Annotated in this window: 16 protein-coding genes; 8 read left to right on the top strand and 8 right to left on the bottom strand. The window is 63.0% G+C overall.

The window, feature by feature from the left end; translation table 11 throughout:
- Positions 1-49: 49 nt before the first annotated feature.
- The 4 genes from D460_RS0114340 to D460_RS0114355 all read right to left on the bottom strand — a co-directional run bounded on the left by D460_RS0114340 (position 50) and on the right by D460_RS0114355 (position 2,902).
- Positions 50-451 carry a hypothetical protein gene (locus D460_RS0114340; protein ID WP_018899252.1) on the bottom strand — a complete coding sequence of 134 codons (402 nt, stop codon included), beginning with the start codon at positions 449-451 and terminating at the stop codon, positions 50-52.
- A gap of 145 nt (positions 452-596) precedes the next feature.
- Entirely contained in the window at positions 597-1,853 is a 1,257-nt protein-coding gene (locus D460_RS0114345; protein ID WP_018899253.1) for a sensor domain-containing diguanylate cyclase, read from the bottom strand.
- Positions 1,854-1,965: 112 nt separating this feature from the next.
- The gene (locus tag D460_RS0114350) at positions 1,966-2,427 is read right to left on the bottom strand and encodes a cupin domain-containing protein (RefSeq protein WP_018899254.1); all 462 of its coding nucleotides are present in this window, start codon (positions 2,425-2,427) and stop codon (positions 1,966-1,968) included.
- A gap of 52 nt (positions 2,428-2,479) precedes the next feature.
- Positions 2,480-2,902 carry a DUF1801 domain-containing protein gene (locus D460_RS0114355; protein ID WP_018899255.1) on the bottom strand — a complete coding sequence of 141 codons (423 nt, stop codon included), beginning with the start codon at positions 2,900-2,902 and terminating at the stop codon, positions 2,480-2,482.
- A 135-nt stretch (positions 2,903-3,037) separates the two neighbouring features.
- Here D460_RS0114355 and D460_RS0114360 point away from each other — a divergent pair, with 135 nt between their 5' ends.
- Together D460_RS0114360 and greA are read left to right on the top strand one after the other, a co-directional pair.
- Positions 3,038-4,288 carry a D-arabinono-1,4-lactone oxidase gene (locus D460_RS0114360; protein ID WP_018899256.1) on the top strand — a complete coding sequence of 417 codons (1,251 nt, stop codon included), beginning with the start codon at positions 3,038-3,040 and terminating at the stop codon, positions 4,286-4,288.
- A 110-nt stretch (positions 4,289-4,398) separates the two neighbouring features.
- Positions 4,399-4,881, top strand: a complete 483-nt coding sequence (greA, locus tag D460_RS0114365) for a transcription elongation factor GreA (RefSeq protein ID WP_018899257.1) — start codon at positions 4,399-4,401, stop codon at positions 4,879-4,881.
- Here the strand turns inward: greA and D460_RS0114370 are convergent.
- Both D460_RS0114370 and D460_RS0114375 read right to left on the bottom strand, forming a co-directional pair.
- A complete protein-coding gene (locus tag D460_RS0114370) occupies positions 4,865-5,401 on the bottom strand; it encodes a ribonuclease H (RefSeq protein ID WP_018899258.1) in 537 nt (178 codons plus the stop codon). The two genes, greA and D460_RS0114370, sit on opposite strands and share 17 nt — an antisense overlap.
- Before the next feature lie 85 nt (positions 5,402-5,486).
- Positions 5,487-7,877 (bottom strand): EAL domain-containing protein, encoded by a 2,391-nt coding sequence (locus tag D460_RS0114375; RefSeq protein WP_018899259.1) that lies wholly within the window; start codon positions 7,875-7,877, stop codon positions 5,487-5,489.
- A gap of 194 nt (positions 7,878-8,071) precedes the next feature.
- Between D460_RS0114375 and D460_RS0114380 the strand changes: the two genes are divergently transcribed.
- Together D460_RS0114380 and D460_RS0114385 are read left to right on the top strand one after the other, a co-directional pair.
- The gene (locus D460_RS0114380; RefSeq protein ID WP_026283140.1) at positions 8,072-9,457 is read left to right on the top strand and encodes a M20/M25/M40 family metallo-hydrolase; all 1,386 of its coding nucleotides are present in this window, start codon (positions 8,072-8,074) and stop codon (positions 9,455-9,457) included.
- A 479-nt stretch (positions 9,458-9,936) separates the two neighbouring features.
- Positions 9,937-10,827 carry an SH3 domain-containing protein gene (locus D460_RS0114385; protein ID WP_026283141.1) on the top strand — a complete coding sequence of 297 codons (891 nt, stop codon included), beginning with the start codon at positions 9,937-9,939 and terminating at the stop codon, positions 10,825-10,827.
- A gap of 200 nt (positions 10,828-11,027) precedes the next feature.
- Here D460_RS0114385 and D460_RS0114390 read toward each other — a convergent pair whose 3' ends face one another.
- Both D460_RS0114390 and D460_RS0114395 read right to left on the bottom strand, forming a co-directional pair.
- The gene (locus D460_RS0114390) at positions 11,028-11,210 is read right to left on the bottom strand and encodes a hypothetical protein (RefSeq protein ID WP_026283142.1); all 183 of its coding nucleotides are present in this window, start codon (positions 11,208-11,210) and stop codon (positions 11,028-11,030) included.
- 185 nt (positions 11,211-11,395) lie between these two features.
- On the bottom strand, positions 11,396-11,719 hold the full coding sequence (locus tag D460_RS0114395) for a hypothetical protein (protein WP_018899263.1): 324 nt from the start codon (positions 11,717-11,719) through the stop codon (positions 11,396-11,398).
- Between the two features lie 305 nt (positions 11,720-12,024).
- Here D460_RS0114395 and D460_RS0114400 point away from each other — a divergent pair, with 305 nt between their 5' ends.
- The 4 genes from D460_RS0114400 to D460_RS0114415 all read left to right on the top strand — a co-directional run bounded on the left by D460_RS0114400 (position 12,025) and on the right by D460_RS0114415 (position 20,021).
- Positions 12,025-14,550 carry a transglycosylase domain-containing protein gene (locus tag D460_RS0114400; protein WP_018899264.1) on the top strand — a complete coding sequence of 842 codons (2,526 nt, stop codon included), beginning with the start codon at positions 12,025-12,027 and terminating at the stop codon, positions 14,548-14,550.
- A 236-nt stretch (positions 14,551-14,786) separates the two neighbouring features.
- Positions 14,787-16,703, top strand: coding sequence for a molecular chaperone DnaK (dnaK, locus tag D460_RS0114405; RefSeq protein ID WP_018899265.1), 1,917 nt, complete (start codon positions 14,787-14,789; stop codon positions 16,701-16,703).
- 85 nt (positions 16,704-16,788) lie between these two features.
- Positions 16,789-17,916: a molecular chaperone DnaJ gene (dnaJ, locus tag D460_RS0114410; protein ID WP_018899266.1), complete on the top strand. Its 1,128-nt coding sequence runs from the start codon at positions 16,789-16,791 to the stop codon at positions 17,914-17,916.
- A 263-nt stretch (positions 17,917-18,179) separates the two neighbouring features.
- Positions 18,180-20,021 carry a tetratricopeptide repeat protein gene (locus D460_RS0114415; RefSeq protein WP_018899267.1) on the top strand — a complete coding sequence of 614 codons (1,842 nt, stop codon included), beginning with the start codon at positions 18,180-18,182 and terminating at the stop codon, positions 20,019-20,021.
- The last annotated feature ends 51 nt before the right edge of the window (positions 20,022-20,072 follow it).

A 20,072-nucleotide genomic window follows, 5' to 3' on the forward strand; every position in this document is an offset into this window, starting at 1 on the left:
ATTTGGGTGTGGCTCCGGCGCGATTAGCACCCGGGATGGGGCCGGCGCCTTATTCGGCGGCGGCGAGGTAGATCTGGTTCTGCGAGGATGCGGCCAGAGCCTGCACGCGCGCTTCAGTCTTGGCGATCAGCTGATAGAACTCGTCCTGTGCCTCGACATCGAGCTGAATGACGGCGTTCACCTCATCCGGCGTATCGCAGACGCAGGCAATGGCAGATATCGGGCAGATGCCGCCGGGATAGCGCTTGCCGTTGCCGGTGTAGGCGCGGCGACCCCAGCGCTCGGAATAGACGGTCTCTTCGCGATCGATATGAAGGATCGTGCCCTTGCACGCGGTCACGATGCCGGCCTTGCCATAGGCAAACCAGTGGTAGTTCAATTTCCGCAAGATATACTTGCCGGTGATGTCTTCCCCGGCCAATTCGGCGGGATCTTCAATCATACGGATCATGACGTCTTCCTTAACGTGCACGTAATATCCGATATCTATGTTTCAGCTTCAAGACGAAAAGGTCAGCTTTTGGAGCCACTTAGTCACAAGTTGTTTCGAATTCTTACGAATTTCGCCGCTTTTTCGCCCTTTGAGCGCCATCGGCTCAGCCCCGGAACGCAACTTCCAGGTTTTGCCTGTCCTGCGCCACCACCCGGCAATGCGTCTCGAAGCCTTCGCCCTTGATCATCAAAACGAACTCCGCCGGGATTCCCGTCGAGCTCGAAACCGAGAGTGCGGCGCTGTCGGCGCCGAGCGAGCGGATGGTGCAGTCGATCGTCGAGCGGCGGTCGTTGAAGAGGATCGAGCCGGCCTTCAGCACCCGCCGGCGTGCGCCGCTCGGCTGATCCGAGCTGATCGATTGCCAGCAGAGGCAGCGGTTGCGGCCGCTGCGCTTGGCCTCGTACATGGCGGCGTCCGCTTGCGCCAGCAGCGTGTCGATCTCTTTGCAGACGATCGAGAGCGCCGAAATCCCGAAGCTCGCCGTCACCTCGAGCGAGCCGAAATCGCCGACGATCGGCTCGGCCGAGATCGCCGCCCGCAGTCTCTCGGCCACGACGAGTGCGCCCTCGCGGTCGACATTGGGCAGGATGATCGCGAATTCCTCGCCGCCCAGCCGCCCGAACAGGTCGCCGCTTCGAAGCACCGAGCGGCAGATCGAAGACACCGCCTTCAGCACCTCGTCGCCGGCCGCATGGCCATGCGTGTCGTTCACGGTCTTGAAGTGGTCGATATCGAGCACGATGCAGGCGAGGCTCTTCTGGCTGCGCAGCGCAGCCCCGATCAGCTGGTCGGTCTCTTCTTTGAAAGCCCGGCGTGTCAGTCCCTCGGTCAGGCTGTCGGTCGCCGCCGATTGCATCAGCTCGATGCGGTCCATGGCGACGCCGGCAATCTCTTCGAGAATGGTGAGATCCTTGCGCCCGAAGGAGCGCGCCGTGCGGTCGATGGCGCAGACAGTGCCGACGGTGTGGCCGCTCTTGGTGCGCAGCGGAACGCCGGCATAGAAGCGAACGTGATTTTCACCTGTTACGGCGGGGTGGGCGGCAAAGCGCGGGTCGCGCGTCGCGTCGGGCACGATCACGGCCGTGTCGAGGTCCACCACGAAGCGGCAGAAGGAATCCTCGCGTGGAACTTCGCTGTTCGAGAGGCCGGAGCAGGCCTTGTACCATTGGCGGTGCGCGTCGATCAGCGAGACCAGGCCGATGTCGACGGTGAACACTTCCTTGATCAGCCGAACGATCCGCTCGAAGCCTTCATCGCGCGGCGAATCGAGCAGGTCGAGCTGCTCCAGCGCCGCCAGACGCTCGAGTTCCCGCTGTTTCACATCCGCGGAAGATGTACCGAATGCGCGCGCAACAGCCATTGCAAACGTGCTCCCCACCTAAGTCCGTGTATGAGATGCCTCGCACAAAATCATGAACAAATGAATATTATGCGTCCCCGGTTCTCATGGGTGAAGGTCGCGGGCAGGGGTGTCAAGGCTGCGGATAAGGGCTCCCATCCTTGTGAACGAACCGACCGTCGGCGTTCGCGCTCATCATGTCGATGTCGGAACAGGTGGTGAGATCGGCCATGTCCCGCGAGCCGATCTCCAAATAGATGGCCATCGCATCGGACCGGTTGATCAGGTGATGGCCGTTGCCGGTGTTCTTCGGAAACGCCGCGCAATCGCCGGCGCGAAGCGGCGTCTCCCCGTCATCCTCGACCAGCACCACCTCGCCCTGAAGCACATAGACGAACTCGTCTTCATGCGAATGCCAGTGTCTCTGGCTCGACCAGTTGCCGGGCGGCAGGTGCATGAGGTTGATGCCGAAATCGGAAAGCCCGCCGGCGTCACCCAGCCGCTGGCGGACCCGCTCGGCGCAGGCCGCCGCATGCGGCGCCGGGTAAGGCGAGCCCTTGACGCGGGCTACGGTGGCGACGTCGATCTTCGGCATCAGATTATCCTCCGCAACATGTGTTCGGCGGGTGGTTTGGCAGGCCGCCCTCTCAACCGCCCTTCGGCTTCTTCGTGGCCTTCGTCATGTTGAGTGCGATCGCCGCCCGCACGAGTTCCGCAAGGGCCGGCGCGTCGATCGTGTCTCCCTCGTGAAAGTCGATGGCGCGGCGGGCATTGCCCTCGAGGCTGGCGTTGAACAGGCCGGAGGGATCATCGAGCGATGCGCCCTTGGCGAAGGTCAGCTTCACGGCGGTCTTGTAGGTCTCGCCGGTGCAGATGATGCCAGAACGTTCCCACACCGGAACGCCGCGCCACTTCCACGTCTCGATCACGTCGGGATCGGCGTCCCGGATGATCCGCCGGGCATTCGCCAGCATCGCGCCGCGCCAGTCCGTCAGCTCCGCGATCCGCTGGTCGATCAGCTGCGACGCATTGGCTTCCTCGCCCACGGCACCCTTCGTCTTCTCCGCCATTCCATCCTCCCCGTCGATAAGCTCATGCGAATACTACGCAATCTAGGAGATTCGCGGCTGAAGGAAAGAGGGTTTCCTTTGTCTCCGCCTCCATCGTCGTGCTACCACTCCTGCGGGATTCGAGGAGGTTCACTCATGACGCAGGTGCCTGCCGCCAATTGGGCGGAAAGCTTTCACTATGGTTTCAAGGACTGCCATTATCCGTCCTCGCTCGAGGAGATCAGTGCGATCGTGGCCCGGTCGGCGGCGGTAAAGACGCTCGGCTCGCGCCACTCGTTCAACGCCATCGTCGATGGCAGCTCTGCCATGTTGCTCGAGCGCCTGCCGATCGATCCTGTCGTCGAAAGCGGCGGCCACCAGGTCTCGGTCGCCGGCCACTGCACCTATGGCGAGCTCGCACTCTTCCTGCAGCGCCACCAGCTCGCCATCCACAATCTCGCATCCCTCCCGCACATCTCGATCGCCGGCGCGATCGCCACCGCGACGCATGGCTCGGGCGACGGCAACGGCAACTTGGCGACGGCGGTCTCCGGCCTCGAATTCGTCGCCGGCGATGGCAGCCTGGTGAAGGTGAAGCGCGGCGACGTCGATTTCGAAGGCATGGTCGTTCATCTGGGGGCGCTCGGCGTCGTCACCCGCGTGACGCTCGATGTCCAGCCGGAATTCCAGGTCGCGCAGCACGTCTATGAGGGGCTAAGCTGGGATGCACTGCTCGCCAACCTCGATGCCATCATGGCGGCGGCCTATAGCGTCAGCGTCTTCACCCAATGGGGCGAGAAGGCCGGCGCGGTCTGGCTGAAGGAGACGGAAAAGAGCGGCAATCATCCCGATGCCCTGCATGGCGCGGTCAATGCCGACATCAAGCGCCATCCGATCATCGGCCTCGACGCCGAAAACGCCACCGAGCAGCTCGGCGCCTTCGGACGCTGGTCGGACCGGCTGCCGCATTTCAAGATGGGTTTTACCCCAAGCAGCGGCGCCGAGATCCAGTCCGAATACCACGTGCCCCGCAAGCATGGCGCGGCCGCCGTCGAGGCGCTTTTGTCGATCCGCTCCAAATTCGCGCATCTCGTCCAATCGGGCGAACTCCGCACCGTCGCCGCCGACAGCCTGTGGCTCAGCCCGCAGTTTAATCGCGATACGCTGTCGATCCATTTCACCTGGGTTCGCGACCAGGCGGCGGTCGATGCCGCCGCCGCCGAGATAGAGCAAGCCTTGGCGGCTTTCTCGCCCTTGCCGCACTGGGGCAAGGTCTTCGCCCGCCAGCATATCGGAAGGAACTACGAGAAGCTCCCCGACTTCGCCCGCCTGCGCCAACGTATGGACCCGGAACGCAAGTTCTCCAATCCATGGCTGGAAGAGGTCGTCTTCGGCGCGAAGGCCTGAGCGGGATCGTGCGGCATCTTGCCGGCGTTGGCGCTCGCCGCCGCGCCGGTATATGCTGTTGCGAACAAGCAAGGGACGAAGACGTCCCTGATATCGATATGGAGTAAAGATTGGCGGTCGCCTTCACAAAGGAAGAAAGCTTCGAGACGGCATCGGAAACCCTGATTCCCGATCGGCCGATCTCGCCGCATCCGAACCTCGTCACCGAGGCCGGGTTGAAGGCACTGGAGCTCAATCTTAGCCAAGCGCGCGAAGCCTATAAGGCGACGTTGGGGATCGACGACATCAACGAGCGCCGCCGCCAGGGTGCCGCGCCGTTGCGCGATGCGCGCTACTTCGCGGCCCGCCTCGGCACTGCCCAGCTCATGCCCGCGCCTACGTCCAGCGATGCCGTGGCGTTCGGCAGCCTCGTCACCTTCGAGCGCGAGGACGGGCGGGTGCAGACCTATCGCATCGTCGGCGAGGACGAGGCCGATCCGAAGGCCGGGTCGATCTCCTACGTCTCGCCGGTGGCGCGTGTGCTGATCGGCAAGGCCGTCGGCGACGTGGTCGATGCCGGCGGCCAGGAGCTTGAGATCATCGCGATCGCTTGAGCGGGGCTTTCCCCGCGATCGACAGCCGCCCGCTCTCCGCAAGCCTGTCGGCCCGCTCGTTTCCCTCGGTGCCGGCGTGGCCCTTGCACCATGAAACGGTGATCGTCGCTGATCCCGAGAGTGCCGCGTCGATCGCCCTCCAGAGATCGGCATCGGCGATGCCACGGCTTCTGAGCCGGCTATTGGCGGTGATCTTCTTGAAACCGTTGTTGCGCCAGATCGGCCGCCACTCGTTGCAGCCCTTCACCGCGTAGACCGAATCCGACCAGATCGTCACCGCCGCCTCCGCCGCGTGGGCGTTGACCCATCTCACGGCCTCCAGAACGGCGGTCGCCTCCATCGCATTGTTGGCGGTCTTATCAGCGCCGCCGCAACCGGATGCGATCTCGACGCCATCGCGGTAGACGGCAAAGCCCCAACCGCCATTGCTGGAGCTAGGCTCGCAGCAGCCATCGGTGAAGATCTCAAGCGTGTCGTGAGCACCGATGGCGGCGCGGGCGGTGTCGGGATTATCGGTCATGTCGGCGGAATGTCTGGCAAATCGGCGGGAAGGCGCAACCTATCCGAAACGCCTGTCCCTGTCTTCCGCCCCAGATGATGCCCGCCTACTTCGACGTCGATACCACCTGCGGATAGAGCAACACCGTCTTCTGCTGCTTCTCATGCGCGGAAAGATAGCTCTCGCGCGCCGCCATCTTCACGCTCGGCTCGATATCCGGCTTGCCGAGAAGCAGCCCCTGCATCTGCTCGCAGCCCTCGTTGGTGACGATCTGGCGCTGCAGTTCGGTCTCCACGCCTTCCGTCACCACCTGGATCCCAAGGCTGTGGCCGAGGCCGATGATGGCGCGCACGATCGAGCGGGCGGCTGCGTCGTGCTCGAGGATGCCGGTAAAGCTGCGGTCGACCTTGATCTTGTCGAAGGGAAGGGCGCGCAGGTTGGAGAGCGAGGAGAAGCCGGTGCCGAAATCGTCCATGACGATGCGAACGCCGAGACCATGCAGCCGCATCAGCGTCGAGATCGTCGCCACGCGGTCGCGGATGAAGGCAGCCTCGGTGATTTCAAGCTCGAGCCGCTGCGGCGCAAGCCCGGTCTCGTGCAGAATGGCGGCGACCCGGTCGTAGAGATTGGGAAGCATGAATTGCACCGGCGAGACGTTGACGGCGATCGTCAGCGGCTGCGGCCAGCGCGCCGCCTCGGTGCAGGCCTGGCGCAGCACCCATTCGCCGAGCTGCACGATGATCCCGCTCTCCTCGGCGATTTTGATGAAGACGTCGGGCTCGGAGCTTCCATGCCCCGGCCGGTTCCAGCGCATCAGCGCCTCGTAGCCGCTGATGCTCCCTGTGCGGCTGTCGAGGATCGGCTGGTAGTTGACGAAAAGCTGGTTGCGGGTGATCGCGTGGCGCAGCTCGTTTTCGATCTCGCGCCGTGCCTTGACGGCGGCATCCATCTCCGCGTCGAAGAAGCACGCCTTGCCGCGGCCGGCATGCTTGGCGCGGTAGAGCGCGGTATCGGCGTTGATGCACAGAAGCTCGCCGGTATCGCCATCGGCGGGGTAGACCGCGATGCCGATGCTGACGCCGACGGCCGTCGGATCGCGGGCGACGTCCATTTCGGCGGCGACGCCTGCAAGGATCGCGTCGGCCAGGCCGCGCGCGCCATCGGGCTGCGGCTTGCCGCTCTGGATGATGGCGAACTCGTCGCCGCCAAGCCGCGCGATGGTGGCGCTGTCGTCGGCCACGCGCTGCAGGATCGCGGAGACCTTGCACAGAAGCCGGTCGCCCTCGGCATGGCCGAACAGGTCGTTGACGGCCTTGAAGCGATCGAGATCGAGATAGAAGACAGCCACCTGCCCACGCTTGCGCTGCGCCACCTGGATTGCTTGCCTGAGGCGCGGGTCGAAGAGCGAGCGGTTCGGAAGCCCGGTCAGCACGTCATGCTGGGCCAGGTGTTCGATCATCTGCTCGGCGCGCTTGCGCTCCGTCAGGTCGCGCACCGCCAGGATATCGCAGCTGCGGCCTCGATAGATCATCCGCCGCGCCATCAGTTCGACCGGCAGTTCCGTCTCGCTGTGCGTGGTGAGCAGCGTCTCATGATGCACGCCGGATTGCAGCCCGCCTGGGGGCAGCAGCAGAAAGTCCGGTTTCTGGCCGCGCAATTCGTTGAGCTGCCAGCCGGACATCTCCAGAAAGCGCTCGTTGGCGTCGAGGATCATCCCCTCGTAGAGCACCAGCAGCCCCTCCATCGTGGCGTTCGCCAGGCCCTTGAGGTCGGTGAGGTGGCTTGCCAGGAACACCATGCCGAGCGATGCGAGAATGAGCGCCGTAGAGACCGCCATGACGACACCCGCCAGCGCCTTCGGCTCGACGATCGCAGCCGTCATCTGCCGTCCCGGCTCAGGGGTCAGCGTGATGAAGCTCATCGACACGAAATGCGCGGCGGCGATCGCCAGCACCATTGCGGTTGCGGAGAGCAGCACGCGCTTGGAGCCGGATAGCGAACGGAAGATCAGGAAGGCAATGCTGGCAAGTGCAGCGCTGATGACAAGCGCCGAGAGTGTCGCCGTCGCGTTGAAGAGAATGTTGAACTGGCCCTCGACCGCCTGCATGCCGGTAAGGTGCATGGCGGTGATCCCGAGCGCCATCAGCGCGCCGCCCTGCGCGAAGGCGAAGCGGCTGGTGCCCTCGGTGGCGACAAGCAGCGCCAGATAGGAGACGCCGATGGCGATCACAACCGAGAGTGTGGTTAGCCCCAGCCCGTAGGCGATCGAATAGCCGCCGTCATAGGCGAGCATGGAAATGAAGTGGGTGGCCCAGATGCCGACGCCGATGGCGAAGGCAGACGCCATGAGCCAGTTGCGCTGCTGGGCGCGATCGCATTGCTGCGCGCGGAAGAGCAGCAGCATGGCGGTGAGATTTCCGATGAAACAGACGACGACGGCGGCAATGATCAAGCGCCAGTCATGATTGTCACGAATACAGGCGATCACGGTAAACATCAGCCACCTCCAGCACCAATCTCCGGAAGTTATCAAGCGTCTTCTTAAATAACTATGAATTGCAAATTGCAACTTTTCCCAGCATTCGATGTGCGTTTTCACCCTGTCGTGCGGATGCCCGAATTTCGTTTTTCACCTCGAAAGCGCACATGCTTTGGTCTATCGTCCGGCAAAAATTCAAGAAGGAGTCGGAAATGCCTGACCTGATGCCGGTTCTCGCGCGCGCGGACCAGAATTTGCCCTCGAGCCTCGACAAGCTGTTCGAGCTGTTGCGGATCAAGTCGATCTCGACCGATCCCGCCTACAAGGATGATTGCCACAAGGCGGCCGAGTGGCTGGTGGCCTATCTCCGCGACATCGGTTTCGACGCCTCGGTGCGCACCACGCCCGGCCATCCCATGGTCGTCGCCCATCACGATGGCGCCAATTCTTCGGCTCCGCACGTGCTGTTCTACGGTCACTATGACGTGCAGCCGGTCGATCCGATCGATCTCTGGGACAACGACCCCTTCGAGCCTTCCGTGCAGGAAGCTGGCGGCCGCAAGATCCTCACCGGCCGCGGCACCGCCGACGACAAGGGCCAGCTGATGACCTTCGTCGAAGCCTGCCGCGCCTATAAGGAAATCAACGGCGCGCTGCCCATCCGCGTCACGATCCTGTTCGAAGGTGAGGAAGAATCCGGCTCACCATCTCTGAAGCCCTTCCTCGAGGCCAATGCCGCCGAGCTGAAGGCCGACTATGCGCTGGTCTGCGATACCAGCATGTGGGACCGCGACACGCCAGCGATCGCAGGCACCCTTCGCGGCCTCGTCGGCGAAGAAGTTGTCGTCACCGCCGCCGACCGCGATCTGCATTCGGGCCTCTTCGGCGGTGCCGCCGCCAACCCGATCCACATCCTGACGAAGATCCTCGCCGGCCTGCACGACGACACCGGCCGCATCACGCTGGATGGCTTCTATAACGGCGTCGAGGAAACCCCTGAAAACATCAAGGCTTCCTGGGAAACGCTGGGCCTGACCACCGAAGGCTTCCTCGGCGAGGTCGGCCTGTCGGTTCCCTCGGGCGAGAAGGGCCGCTCGGTGCTGGAGCTCACCTGGGCCCGCCCGACCGCCGAAGTGAACGGCATCTGGGGCGGCTATACCGGCGAAGGCTTCAAGACCGTGATCGCCGCAAAGGCGTCGGCCAAGGTCTCCTTCCGCCTCGTCGGCACGCAGGATCCGGCCGCCATCCGCGACAGCTTCCGCGCCTACGTGCGCTCCAAGCTGCCTGCCGATTGCTCGGTCGAGTTCCACCCGCATGGCGGCTCGCCGGCGATCCACCTCTCCTATGATTCGCCGGTTCTGACCAAGGCGAAGACGGCGCTCTCCGACGAATGGCCGAAGCCCGCCGTCGTTATCGGCATGGGCGGCTCGATCCCGATCGTCGGCGATTTCCAGAAGATGCTCGGCATGGAATCGCTGCTGGTCGGCTTCGGCCTCAGCGACGACCGCATCCATTCGCCGAACGAGAAGTACGAGCTGACGTCCTATCACAAGGGCATCCGCTCCTGGATCCGCATCATGGAAGCGCTGGCGGCCTGATCGGCGTCGATGAAATGAAAAAGGCGCACCGATTTTTAAAGATCGGGGCGCCAGAGGAACAAAAAGGCCGGGTTGAAACCGGCCTTTCGTCATTCGCTTCGCATCAGTGCCAGTACATCCGTGGTCAAAGTGAAAGCGAATATTGCAGTCAGACTGCCCGCGAAAGGTTAACGAAGCGTTAACGATAATCTCGCGATAGGCAGGTCAATTCTCCATGCGCTCCATGGTGCGGCTTGGTGATCGACGACTGCATCCGATGACCGGGATATCGTGATCGCGCCGGCCCATTTCAAGGCCTTTGCGCTCGAACCGTTCAAGCTGCGTTCATCAGCGGATGCTATAAGTCATTGAAAGAAAAGTTGAATCACTCTCGCCAAACTTTGGCCGGGAAGCTGTTCACTGTTGTCTTGATAAGGCGATAAGCCCGAAAGTTTTCTGAAGGGGCGGCGTTTCGGCCGCTCTATCTAGGGAGTGCAAGCGTGAAGACCACATTGATGAAGATCACCGCCGTCGCAGCCTTGTTGCTGGCCCCGGTGGCGGCCGAGGCCGCCGAAGGGTTCGCGACCGCCAACGTCAACATGCGCGCCGGCCCGAGCACGCAGTATCCGGCCGTAACCGTCATTCCCGCCGGCGAATCCGTCGAAATCCACGGCTGCCTTGCCGATGTGCCCTGGTGCGATGTCGAGTTTTACAATGGCCGCGGCTGGGTCGCCGGCCGCTATGTGCAGGCGCTCTACCAGCAGCGCCGCGTCTATGTCGATCCGCAATATTATCGCCCGCTCGGCATCCCGACGGTCGTCTTCAGCGTCGGCAATTACTGGGATCGCTACTACCGCGACCGGTCCTTCTATGGTCAGCGCGACCGCTGGCGCCGCAACCCGGTCTACGACCGCCCGGCAGCCGTCCGCCCGCCGCCCGGCCCTGGCTTCGACAATCCCGGCCGTCCGCGTCCCGGCTATGATTACAACCGCCCGGGTTACGACAACAATCGCCCGCGTCCCGGCTTCGACAATGGCCAGCCCAATTTCGATCGTGGCCCCGGTCGCGGTCCCGATTATGGCCGTGGCCCCGATCCGCGTCAGGACAACGGTGGCCGTCCGGGCCGCCCGCCGCAGTTTGACGATCAGTCCGGCCGCGCCGGCATGCCTGGCCAGCCAGGCATGCCAGGTCAACCGGGTCAGCCCGGCCGGCGTGGCGAGGGCGGCCAAGGCGGTCAGGGAGGACAGGCCGGCCAGCCAGGTCAGCCTGGTCAGCCAGGCCAACCCGGACAGCCGGGCTTCGATCGCGGCCCGGATCGTCGCGACCACGACCGCCGCCGCCCGCCGGTCTGCCAGCCGGGCGATCCGAACTGCGGCCAAAACCAGCAGTGATCAGGAATCAGCAGTAAGATTGAGAGGGCGATCGAAAGGTCGCCCTTTCTGTTTTGTCGGGAAGAAACGAAAAGCCCGACGCTCCTGAGAGACGCCGGGCCTGAATTCGATCGGCTCGTGTTGAGGGGAGACGGCCGACCTGCCGCGAGGCGTGTTGCCTCGCTTGGGTAGAAATGGGTGAAAGCGGAAATGGTTCCGCGTCACCAGCCGGAAGCTGTATTTTTGCCGGATGCCATCAGGTCGCGCATGGCGGCATAGGGTCCGTGCAGCATCTTCAGACGGCTCTCCTCCATCTTCGACAGCCGATGACGGCGCGCGAAATCATGCACGCTCCAGATCTCCCTGGGGCTGAAATCGTCTGCTGTTGCCGAATGGATAGTCATTGTCTGCCTGTTTGATGCGCTGAATGAGCGAATAAGAGGCGCAACCGCCGCGACATATGTCAGATTTGTGACAAAGGCAACGAATAGCAGCCATGTTGAGACAAAATGGCTCGTTTCGCGCATGCCTACGAAAAAAGGCCCGCGACGGGCGGGCCTTTCGAGTGGTCGGTGCGATCGTTGGTCGCTCAGTAGCGATAGCCGTAGCCGTCGCGTGCCCATGGCGGCGGGCGATGGCCGCGTTCATAACGCCAGCCATAGCGTGGCGGCGGGCGGTGGCCCCAGCCGTAGTCGCGGTTGTAGCGGCGTTCGTAGCGCGGTGGCGGCGGGCGGCGCCAGTTCGGCCTGCAATCGCCCCAGGGCGTGACGTGGAAGCCACGGCCGCAGGCATAGTCGACCTTCACGACATTGTTGTTTACGCCGCTCTGTACGGCGCCCATCGGCATGGCTTCGGCAACCGTGGCAGTAAGCCCGGTCAGTGCAATCGCGATCGCGATAATTGTCTTGCGCATCTCTGCACCTCATTCCTTATGCAAGTCCCTTGCACGTGGATTAGAGGGCCGCTCTGGTGAATGGAAGCTGAACCAACCAAGGCATTATTGCGGCAGGCGACACAGGGTAAAAACACTGTGTTCAAAAGCGTTTGCCTTTGGCTAACGAGGTCTTAACTCCCCCTTAAATCGCCGCATTTAAAGTTCAACCGGGTAAAGATGCGGCCAGCGTGATGCGGCCGCCGCATCCATCGGGCTTGAAGCCGGTGGATTGCGGGTTGGGGCAAACCTCGGTTTGCGATTGAAGCGAGGTTCAGCGGGCGTAAATGGCAGGCAGGGGCAGATCAGGCGATAGAATCGAACCATCCTTCAGCGGGCGCGAGCGCCGCGACGATGGCGATGATTTCGCGCTCGGCGCCGATGACCGCGTCGCCGGCGGCGGACGCCCCGTCAAGCGCACGGCGCAGAAGTCCGCCCCACGCCGCGAACCGCCCGCAAGGCGCGAACCCGATTCCGCCCGCTATGAAGATGATTACGACGACGAGCCGCGCTATCGCGAGCCGCCGCGCCGCCGCAACGGCGGTGGTGGTGGTAATGATGGCAGGGGCAAGCGCCGGCGGCCGGCGCGTGAGGGGCTCGGCTTCTTCGGCCTCATCCGCCGCATGGTCTACTGGTGCATCGTGCTTGGCATCTGGGCCGGCATCGGGGTCACCGGTCTGGTCGTCTATTACGGCTCGCGCATGCCGAGCGCCAGCAGCTGGGAAATTCCCGCCCGTCCGCCCAACGTCAAGATCACCTCTGTCGATGGCAGCGTGATCGCCAATCGCGGCGCCACCGGCGGCGAAGCCTTGGCGCTGGAAGACATGTCGCCCTATATCCCCGAAGCGATCGTCGCCATCGAGGACCGGCGCTTCTATTCGCATTTCGGCGTCGACCCCATGGGCCTCGCCCGCGCCTTCGTCACCAACCTGACCTCGGGCCACATGGTGCAGGGCGGCTCGACGCTGACCCAGCAGCTCGCCAAGAACCTCTTCCTCTCGCCGGACCGCACTTTAGAGCGTAAAGTCCAGGAAGTGCTGCTCTCCTTCTGGCTCGAGCAGAAATACACCAAGGACCAGATCCTTGCGATGTATCTGAACCGCGTCTTCTTCGGCTCCAATGCCTATGGCGTCGAGGCTGCCTCGCGGCGCTATTTCAACAAGTCGGCGCGCGATGTGAATCTCGGCGAGGCGGCATTGCTGGCCGGTCTCGTCAAGGCGCCGTCGCGCCTGTCACCGGCGCGCGATCCGCAGGCCGCAAACGACCGCGCCCAGGTGGTGCTGCAGGCCATGCGCGACCAGGGCATGATCTCCGACGACGAGGTCAAGACCGCGATGTCGCAGACGCCAGCCAAGGCCAAGCGCTATTGGGACGGCGCCGGTCACTATGTGGCCGACATGGTCATGGACGAGCTTCCCGCGCTGATCGGCGACGTCAAGGAAGACATCGTCGTCGACACCACCATCGACAAGACGCTGGAAAAGCGCGCCGAACAGTCACTCAACGACGTGCTCGGCAAGGACGGCGCCAAGCTCGATGCCTCGCAGGCAGCGCTGGTCTCGGTCGACGGCACCGGCGCGATCCGCGCGCTTGTTGGCGGCCGCGATTACGCCGACAGCCAGTTCAACCGCGCGGTCAAGGCCAAGCGCCAGCCGGGCTCCTCCTTCAAGCCTTTCGTCTATGCGGCAGCGCTCGAAAAGGGACTGACACCGTTCTCCGTCTTCAACGACGCGCCCATCCGCATCGGTGACTGGACGCCGGAGAACTACGAGAAGAAGTACAACGGCGAGGTCACGCTGGCGACAGCGCTGGCGAAATCGCTGAACACCGTCGCTGCCCAGCTGGTCATGTATGACGGCCCCGATCAGGTCATCAAGCTCGCCCACCGCCTCGGTATCGAGAGCGAGCTGCAGTCCAACGCCTCGATCGCGCTCGGCACCTCGGAAGTGTCGCTGACGGAGCTGACCGGCGCCTACGCCGCCTTCATGAACGGCGGCTACAAGGCAACGCCACATGTCATCCGCCGTGTGACGACGGCCGATGGCAGCAAGGTTCTCTACGAAAACACCTATGACAACCCGCCGCGCGTTCTCTCTGAGGCGGTCGCCGCCAACATGAACGCGATGATGATCGGCGTCGTCGAGCAGGGAACGGGCAAGGCCGCGAAGATCCCCGGCTGGCAGGTCGCCGGCAAGAGCGGAACGACGCAGAACTCCCGTGACGCTCTCTTCGTCGGCTTCACCAGCAACCTGACCACAGGCGTCTGGTTTGGCAACGACGACGGCAAGCCGATGAAGAAGGTCACCGGTGGTGGTCTTCCGGCCAAGGCCTGGCAGGAATTCATGGTCGCCGCCCACAAGGGCCTGTCTCCCGCGCCGCTCTTCGGCAACGGCCAGTTCGTCAATCCGGCGGCACCCATCGATAACGGCCAGCCGATGGCGTCGAACGATCCAAACATGCAGCCAAATATGCAGGGCGGCATGCCCAACGACATGAATGGTAACATGACAGGCTCCACCGGTGGCATGCAGCCGCCCGTCGAGGATCAGGGCACCATCGGCAGCATCATTTCGGGCGTCTTCGGTGGCGGCGGCAACGATCAGCGGAGCCAGTATCCGCAGGCGCCGGTGCGCCGCGGTGGCCAGCAGCAGTCTCCGGTTTATGGCGGTCCGGTACCGCCCGCCGATGTCGCTCAGGACGAGGGTTATGGCTATGGAAATGCGCTGCCGCCGGGCGATGTCGGGGGTGGTCCGCAGCACCAGCCGTACCAGCCGCGCCGCACCACGCTTCTCGACCTGATCATGGGTGAGTAAACGCTTTGCCGCGCAACAAAAAACGTGCCTTCGGGCGCGCGGCGAAAATTAATTGCTGTTGGCTTCTTTTGCTGGTTTTCAGGACATTTCCCGCCTTGCAGTCGCGAAAACCCGTCCTTATATACGCCGCATCACCGCAATCACGATTGCGTCAAACGTAGAGACCCATCCCGTAAGGGGCTGTCATCGAAATGCCTTCCCGGGGTTCAGACAGCTTGCTTCAAGGAGTAAATGACATGGCAAAAGTAATTGGTATCGACCTCGGAACGACAAATTCCTGCGTCGCTGTCATGGACGGCAAGGACGCAAAGGTCATCGAGAACGCCGAAGGTGCGCGCACCACGCCTTCGATCGTTGCATTTTCCGAAGATGGCGAACGCCTCGTCGGTCAGCCGGCCAAGCGCCAGGCAGTCACCAACCCCACGGACACGCTGTTCGCAGTGAAGCGCCTCATCGGCCGCCGCTACGACGATCCGACGGTTGAAAAGGACAAGGGCCTCGTTCCCTTCGAGATCACCAAGGGCGACAACGGCGACGCATGGGTCAAGGCCCGCGGCACCGGCTATTCGCCTGCCCAGATCTCCGCGATGATCCTTCAGAAGATGAAGGAAACCGCTGAATCCTACCTCGGTGAAAAGGTCGAAAAGGCTGTCATCACCGTTCCCGCATACTTCAACGACGCACAGCGCCAGGCAACCAAGGATGCCGGCCGTATCGCTGGCCTCGAAGTTCTGCGCATCATCAACGAGCCGACGGCGGCAGCCCTGGCCTACGGTCTCGACAAGAAGGACGGCAAGACGATCGCCGTTTACGACTTGGGTGGCGGTACCTTCGATATCTCGATCCTCGAAATCGGCGACGGCGTCTTCGAAGTGAAGTCCACCAACGGCGATACCTTCCTCGGCGGTGAAGACTTCGACATGCGTCTCGTCGAATACCTCGTTGCCGAGTTCAAGAAGGACAACGGCATCGACCTCAAGGGCGACAAGCTTGCTCTGCAGCGCCTCAAGGAAGCTGCTGAAAAGGCCAAGATCGAACTGTCTTCCTCGCAGCAGACCGAAATCAACCTGCCGTTCATCACGGCCGATGCAACCGGTCCGAAGCACCTGACGCTGAAGCTGACCCGCGCCAAGCTCGAAAGCCTGGTCGACGATCTCGTCCAGCGCACCATCGCGCCGTGCAAGGCAGCCCTCAAGGATGCTGGCGTAACGCCAGCCGAGATCGACGAAGTCGTTCTGGTCGGTGGCATGAGCCGCATGCCGAAGGTGCAGGAAGTCGTCAAGCAGCTGTTCGGCAAGGAGCCGCACAAGGGCGTCAACCCGGATGAAGTCGTCGCTCTCGGCGCTGCCATCCAGGCCGGCGTTCTCCAGGGCGACGTCAAGGACGTTCTGCTTCTCGACGTAACCCCGCTGTCTCTCGGCATCGAAACGCTGGGTGGCGTCTTCACCCGTCTGATCGAGCGTAACACCACGATCCCGACGAAGAAGTCGCAGACCTTCTCGACCGCCGACGACAACCAGTCCGCCGTCACCATCCGCGTTTCGCAGGGCGAGCGCGAAATGGCCCAGGACAACAAGCTGCTCGGCCAGTTCGACCTCGTTGGCCTGCCGCCGGCACCGCGTGGCGTTCCGCAGATCGAAGTCACCTTCGATATCGACGCCAACGGCATCGTGCAGGTTTCGGCCAAGGACAAGGGCACCGGCAAGGAACAGCAGATCCGCATCCAGGCCTCCGGTGGTCTCTCCGACGCCGACATCGAAAAGATGGTCAAGGACGCTGAAGCCAATGCTGAAGCCGACAAGAAGCGTCGCGAAGGCGTTGAAGCCAAGAACCAGGCCGAAAGCCTGATCCACTCCAGCGAGAAGTCGCTGAAGGATTACGGCGACAAGGTCACCGAAGCCGATCGCACCGCGATCTCCGACGCGATTGCCGCTCTGAAGACCTCCGTCGAGGCAACTGAGCCGGACGCCGAGGACATCAAGGCGAAGACCCAGACCCTCATGGAAGTGTCCATGAAGCTCGGTCAAGCGATCTACGAAGCGCAGCAGGCTGAAGGTGGCGCGGAAGACGCTTCCGCCGAAGCCGGCGATGACAATGTCGTCGATGCCGACTACGAAGAAGTCAAGGACGACGACCGTAAGAAGTCCGCGTAAGCGGCTCGCAACGGTCACGTTTGAAACTGACATTCCGGCTGCTCACCATGGCAGCCGGAAATCCATTTCCGGGGTCTGATCCTTAATGGCAAAAGCCGATTTTTACGAAACGCTGGGTGTCGCCAAGACGGCTGACGAAAAAGAGCTGAAGAGCGCTTTCCGCAAGCTGGCGATGAAATACCATCCGGACAAGAATCCCGATGATCATACCGCCGAGCAGAAGTTCAAGGAAATCAACGAAGCCTACGAGACGCTGAAGGACCCGCAGAAGCGCGCGGCCTATGACCGCTACGGTCACGCGGCCTTCGAACATGGCGGCATGGGCGGCGGTGGCGGCGGTTTCGCCGGCGGCGGCTTCTCCGATATCTTCGAGGACATTTTCGGCGAGATGATGGGCGGCGGCCGTGCAAGGCAGCGCTCGTCGGGCGGTCGCGAACGCGGCGCCGATCTTCGCTACAACATGGAAATTTCGCTGGAGGAATCCTTCTCCGGCAAGACGGCACAGATCAGGGTTCCGACCTCGATCACCTGCGACGTCTGTTCCGGCTCCGGCGCCAAGCCTGGCACCCAGCCGAAGACCTGCGGCACCTGCCAGGGCTCCGGCCGCGTCCGCGCCGCACAGGGCTTCTTCTCCGTCGAGCGCACCTGCCCGACCTGCCATGGTCGCGGCCAGATCATTCCCGATCCCTGCACCAAGTGCCACGGCCAGGGCCGCGTCACGGAAGAGCGTTCGCTGTCGGTCAACATTCCGGCCGGTATCGAGGACGGCACCCGCATCCGCCTGCAGGGCGAGGGCGAGGCCGGCATGCGCGGTGGCCCGGCGGGCGATCTCTATATCTTCCTGTCGGTCAAGCCGCACGAGTTCTACCAGCGCGACGGAGCCGATCTCTATTGCGCGATCCCGATCTCGATGACGACGGCGGCCCTTGGCGGCACCTTCGATGTGGCGACGCTCGATGGCACCAAGTCGCGCGTCACGGTTCCCGAGGGTACCCAGGCCGGCAAGCAGTTCCGCCTGAAGGGCAAGGGCATGCCGGTGCTGCGCTCCAGCCAGACCGGTGATCTCTACATCCAGATCCAGATCGAGACGCCTCAAAAGCTCTCCAAGCGCCAGCGCGAGCTGCTGCAGGAATTCGAGGAGCTGTCGTCGAAGGAGAACAATCCGGAATCGACGGGCTTCTTCGCCCGCATGAAGGAATTCTTCGAAGGCTGATCGAAGATACTCAGTAAAAATTCAGGGGCCCGGTTGTTCGCGACCGGGCTTTTCTGTTTTTGCATAGGGATAAACATATCTTTTGTGGTCGAAGAGACTCGACAATTCTATTGCTAGTCTCTTTATTAGATTTGTTGCATTCTTCCTGTATTGGGCCTCGAAAACGGTCTAGACTTGCATTCCCTTTGGTAGCCTGTCCCGAGGTTGATTTGGAACGCCGTCTCGCAGCTATTCTCGCAGTGGATATTGTCGGCTACAGCCGAATGATGGGTGCCGATGAGCGGGGGACCTTGGATGCGGTCAAGCTCTGCCGCGGCGAGGTCATCGATCCCAGGATCGCCAATGCCCGCGGCCGTGTGGTCAAGCACACCGGCGACGGCATGCTCGTGGAGTTCTCCAGCATCGTCAACGCGGTCTCCTGCGCCAACGACGTGCAGCAGGCGATGGCGGCGCGCAACACGGCACTCCCTGAAGAGCGGCGCATCGAATTCCGCATGGGCATCCACCTTGGCGACGTCATCGTCGAGGACAACGACATCTTCGGCGATGGCGTCAATGTCGCGGCGAGGCTCGAGGCGATCTGCGCGCCGGGCGGCGTGGCGATCTCGGCGTCGGCCCGCGATCACGTCGGCAGCCGGCTCGACCTGTCCTTCCAGGATCTCGGCCTCTTCACCCTGAAGAACATCGAGCAGCCCGTGCAGGTCTACGCCATCTCGGCGAAGCGCGCTCTGCCGCTCAAGGTCAATGCGGCGGCACTTGCGGCGGCCAAGGAGAAGCAGAAGCCGCTGGTCGCGGTGCTGCCCTTCTCCAACATGAGCGGCGATCCCGAGCAGGAATACTTCTCCGACGGCATCACCGAGGACATCATCACGGATCTGTCGAAGATCTCCAATCTCTACGTCGTCGCCCGCAACACCGCCTTCACCTACAAGGGCAAGTCGGTGCAGGTGAAGCAGGCGGCAGCCGAGCTCGGCGTCCACTTCGTGCTGCAGGGCAGCGTGCGCAAGGCCGGTCAGCGGGTGCGCATTACCGGCCAGCTGATCGATGCGCGCAACGGCGCTCATCTCTGGGCCGATCGTTTCGATCGCGACCTGACCGATATCTTCGCCGTGCAGGACGAAATCACCCATGCGATCGTCGACCAGTTGAAGATCAAGCTGCTGCCGGAAGAGCAGGAAGCGATCGCCGCCGCGCCGACCACCAATGTCGAGGCCTACACCTATTATCTGCGCGGACGGCAGTTCTCGCACTCCTGGACTCGCCACTATCTGCTGATGGCGCGCCGCATGTTCGCGACCGCAGTCGCGCTCGACCCGAATTACGCCCAGGCCTATGCCGGCATCGCTGATTGCGAATCGACGCTTCGCGACTGGCACGCCGGCGAATACACGCTGAAAGGCATTCTGGAGCTCACCGCCAAGGCACTAGCGCTCGACCCCAATCTCGCCGAGGCGCATGCCTCACGCGGGCTGGCGCTGCACCAGGATGGTCGCGACGGCGAGGCGCTGGTGGAGTTCGAAAAGGCGCTGGCGCTGGAGCCCGATCTCTACGAGGCGAACTTCCACTACGGCCGCTTCCTGTTCATGCAGGGCAAGTTCGAGGGCGCCATCACCTTCTTCACCCGCGCCAGCGAGATCCGGCCGGACGATTATCTCTCGCCGATCCACCTGACGAGCGCCTGCCGCTCGCTGGGGCTCTCGCGCGAGAGTGAGCATTGGGCCAGGGTCGGGCTGGAGCGCGCCGAGCGGGCGCTGGAGCTGCATCCCGAAAACGCCGGCCCCGCGCATCGCGGCGCGCTGGCGCTCGCCCATATGGGCCGCTTCGACGAGGCGCGCGAATGGGTCAAGCGCGCCCAGCTCATCGACCCCGATGATATCGTCGCGCAGTATAACGTCGCCTGCGTCCACGCGCTGATCGGCGAATGCGACCAGGCGCTCGACATCCTCGAGGCCCTGCTGCCGCAATCATCCTGCTACCAGATCCTCTGGTTCAGCAATGATTCCGACCTCGATGCGGTGCGCGGCCACCCGCGCTTCCAGGCGATGCTCGACGCCATCGCCGCCTGCACCTTCCATCAGGACGGGTTCCGGGTCGCGTCGGAATAACGTGCAGGTAGAGTGCAACCGCGCAGGCGCTTCATTCCGGGACAGGGTGTG

The organism is Rhizobium sp. 2MFCol3.1 (genome assembly GCF_000377565.1).
In the GTDB taxonomy this organism is placed as follows: domain Bacteria; phylum Pseudomonadota; class Alphaproteobacteria; order Rhizobiales; family Rhizobiaceae; genus Rhizobium.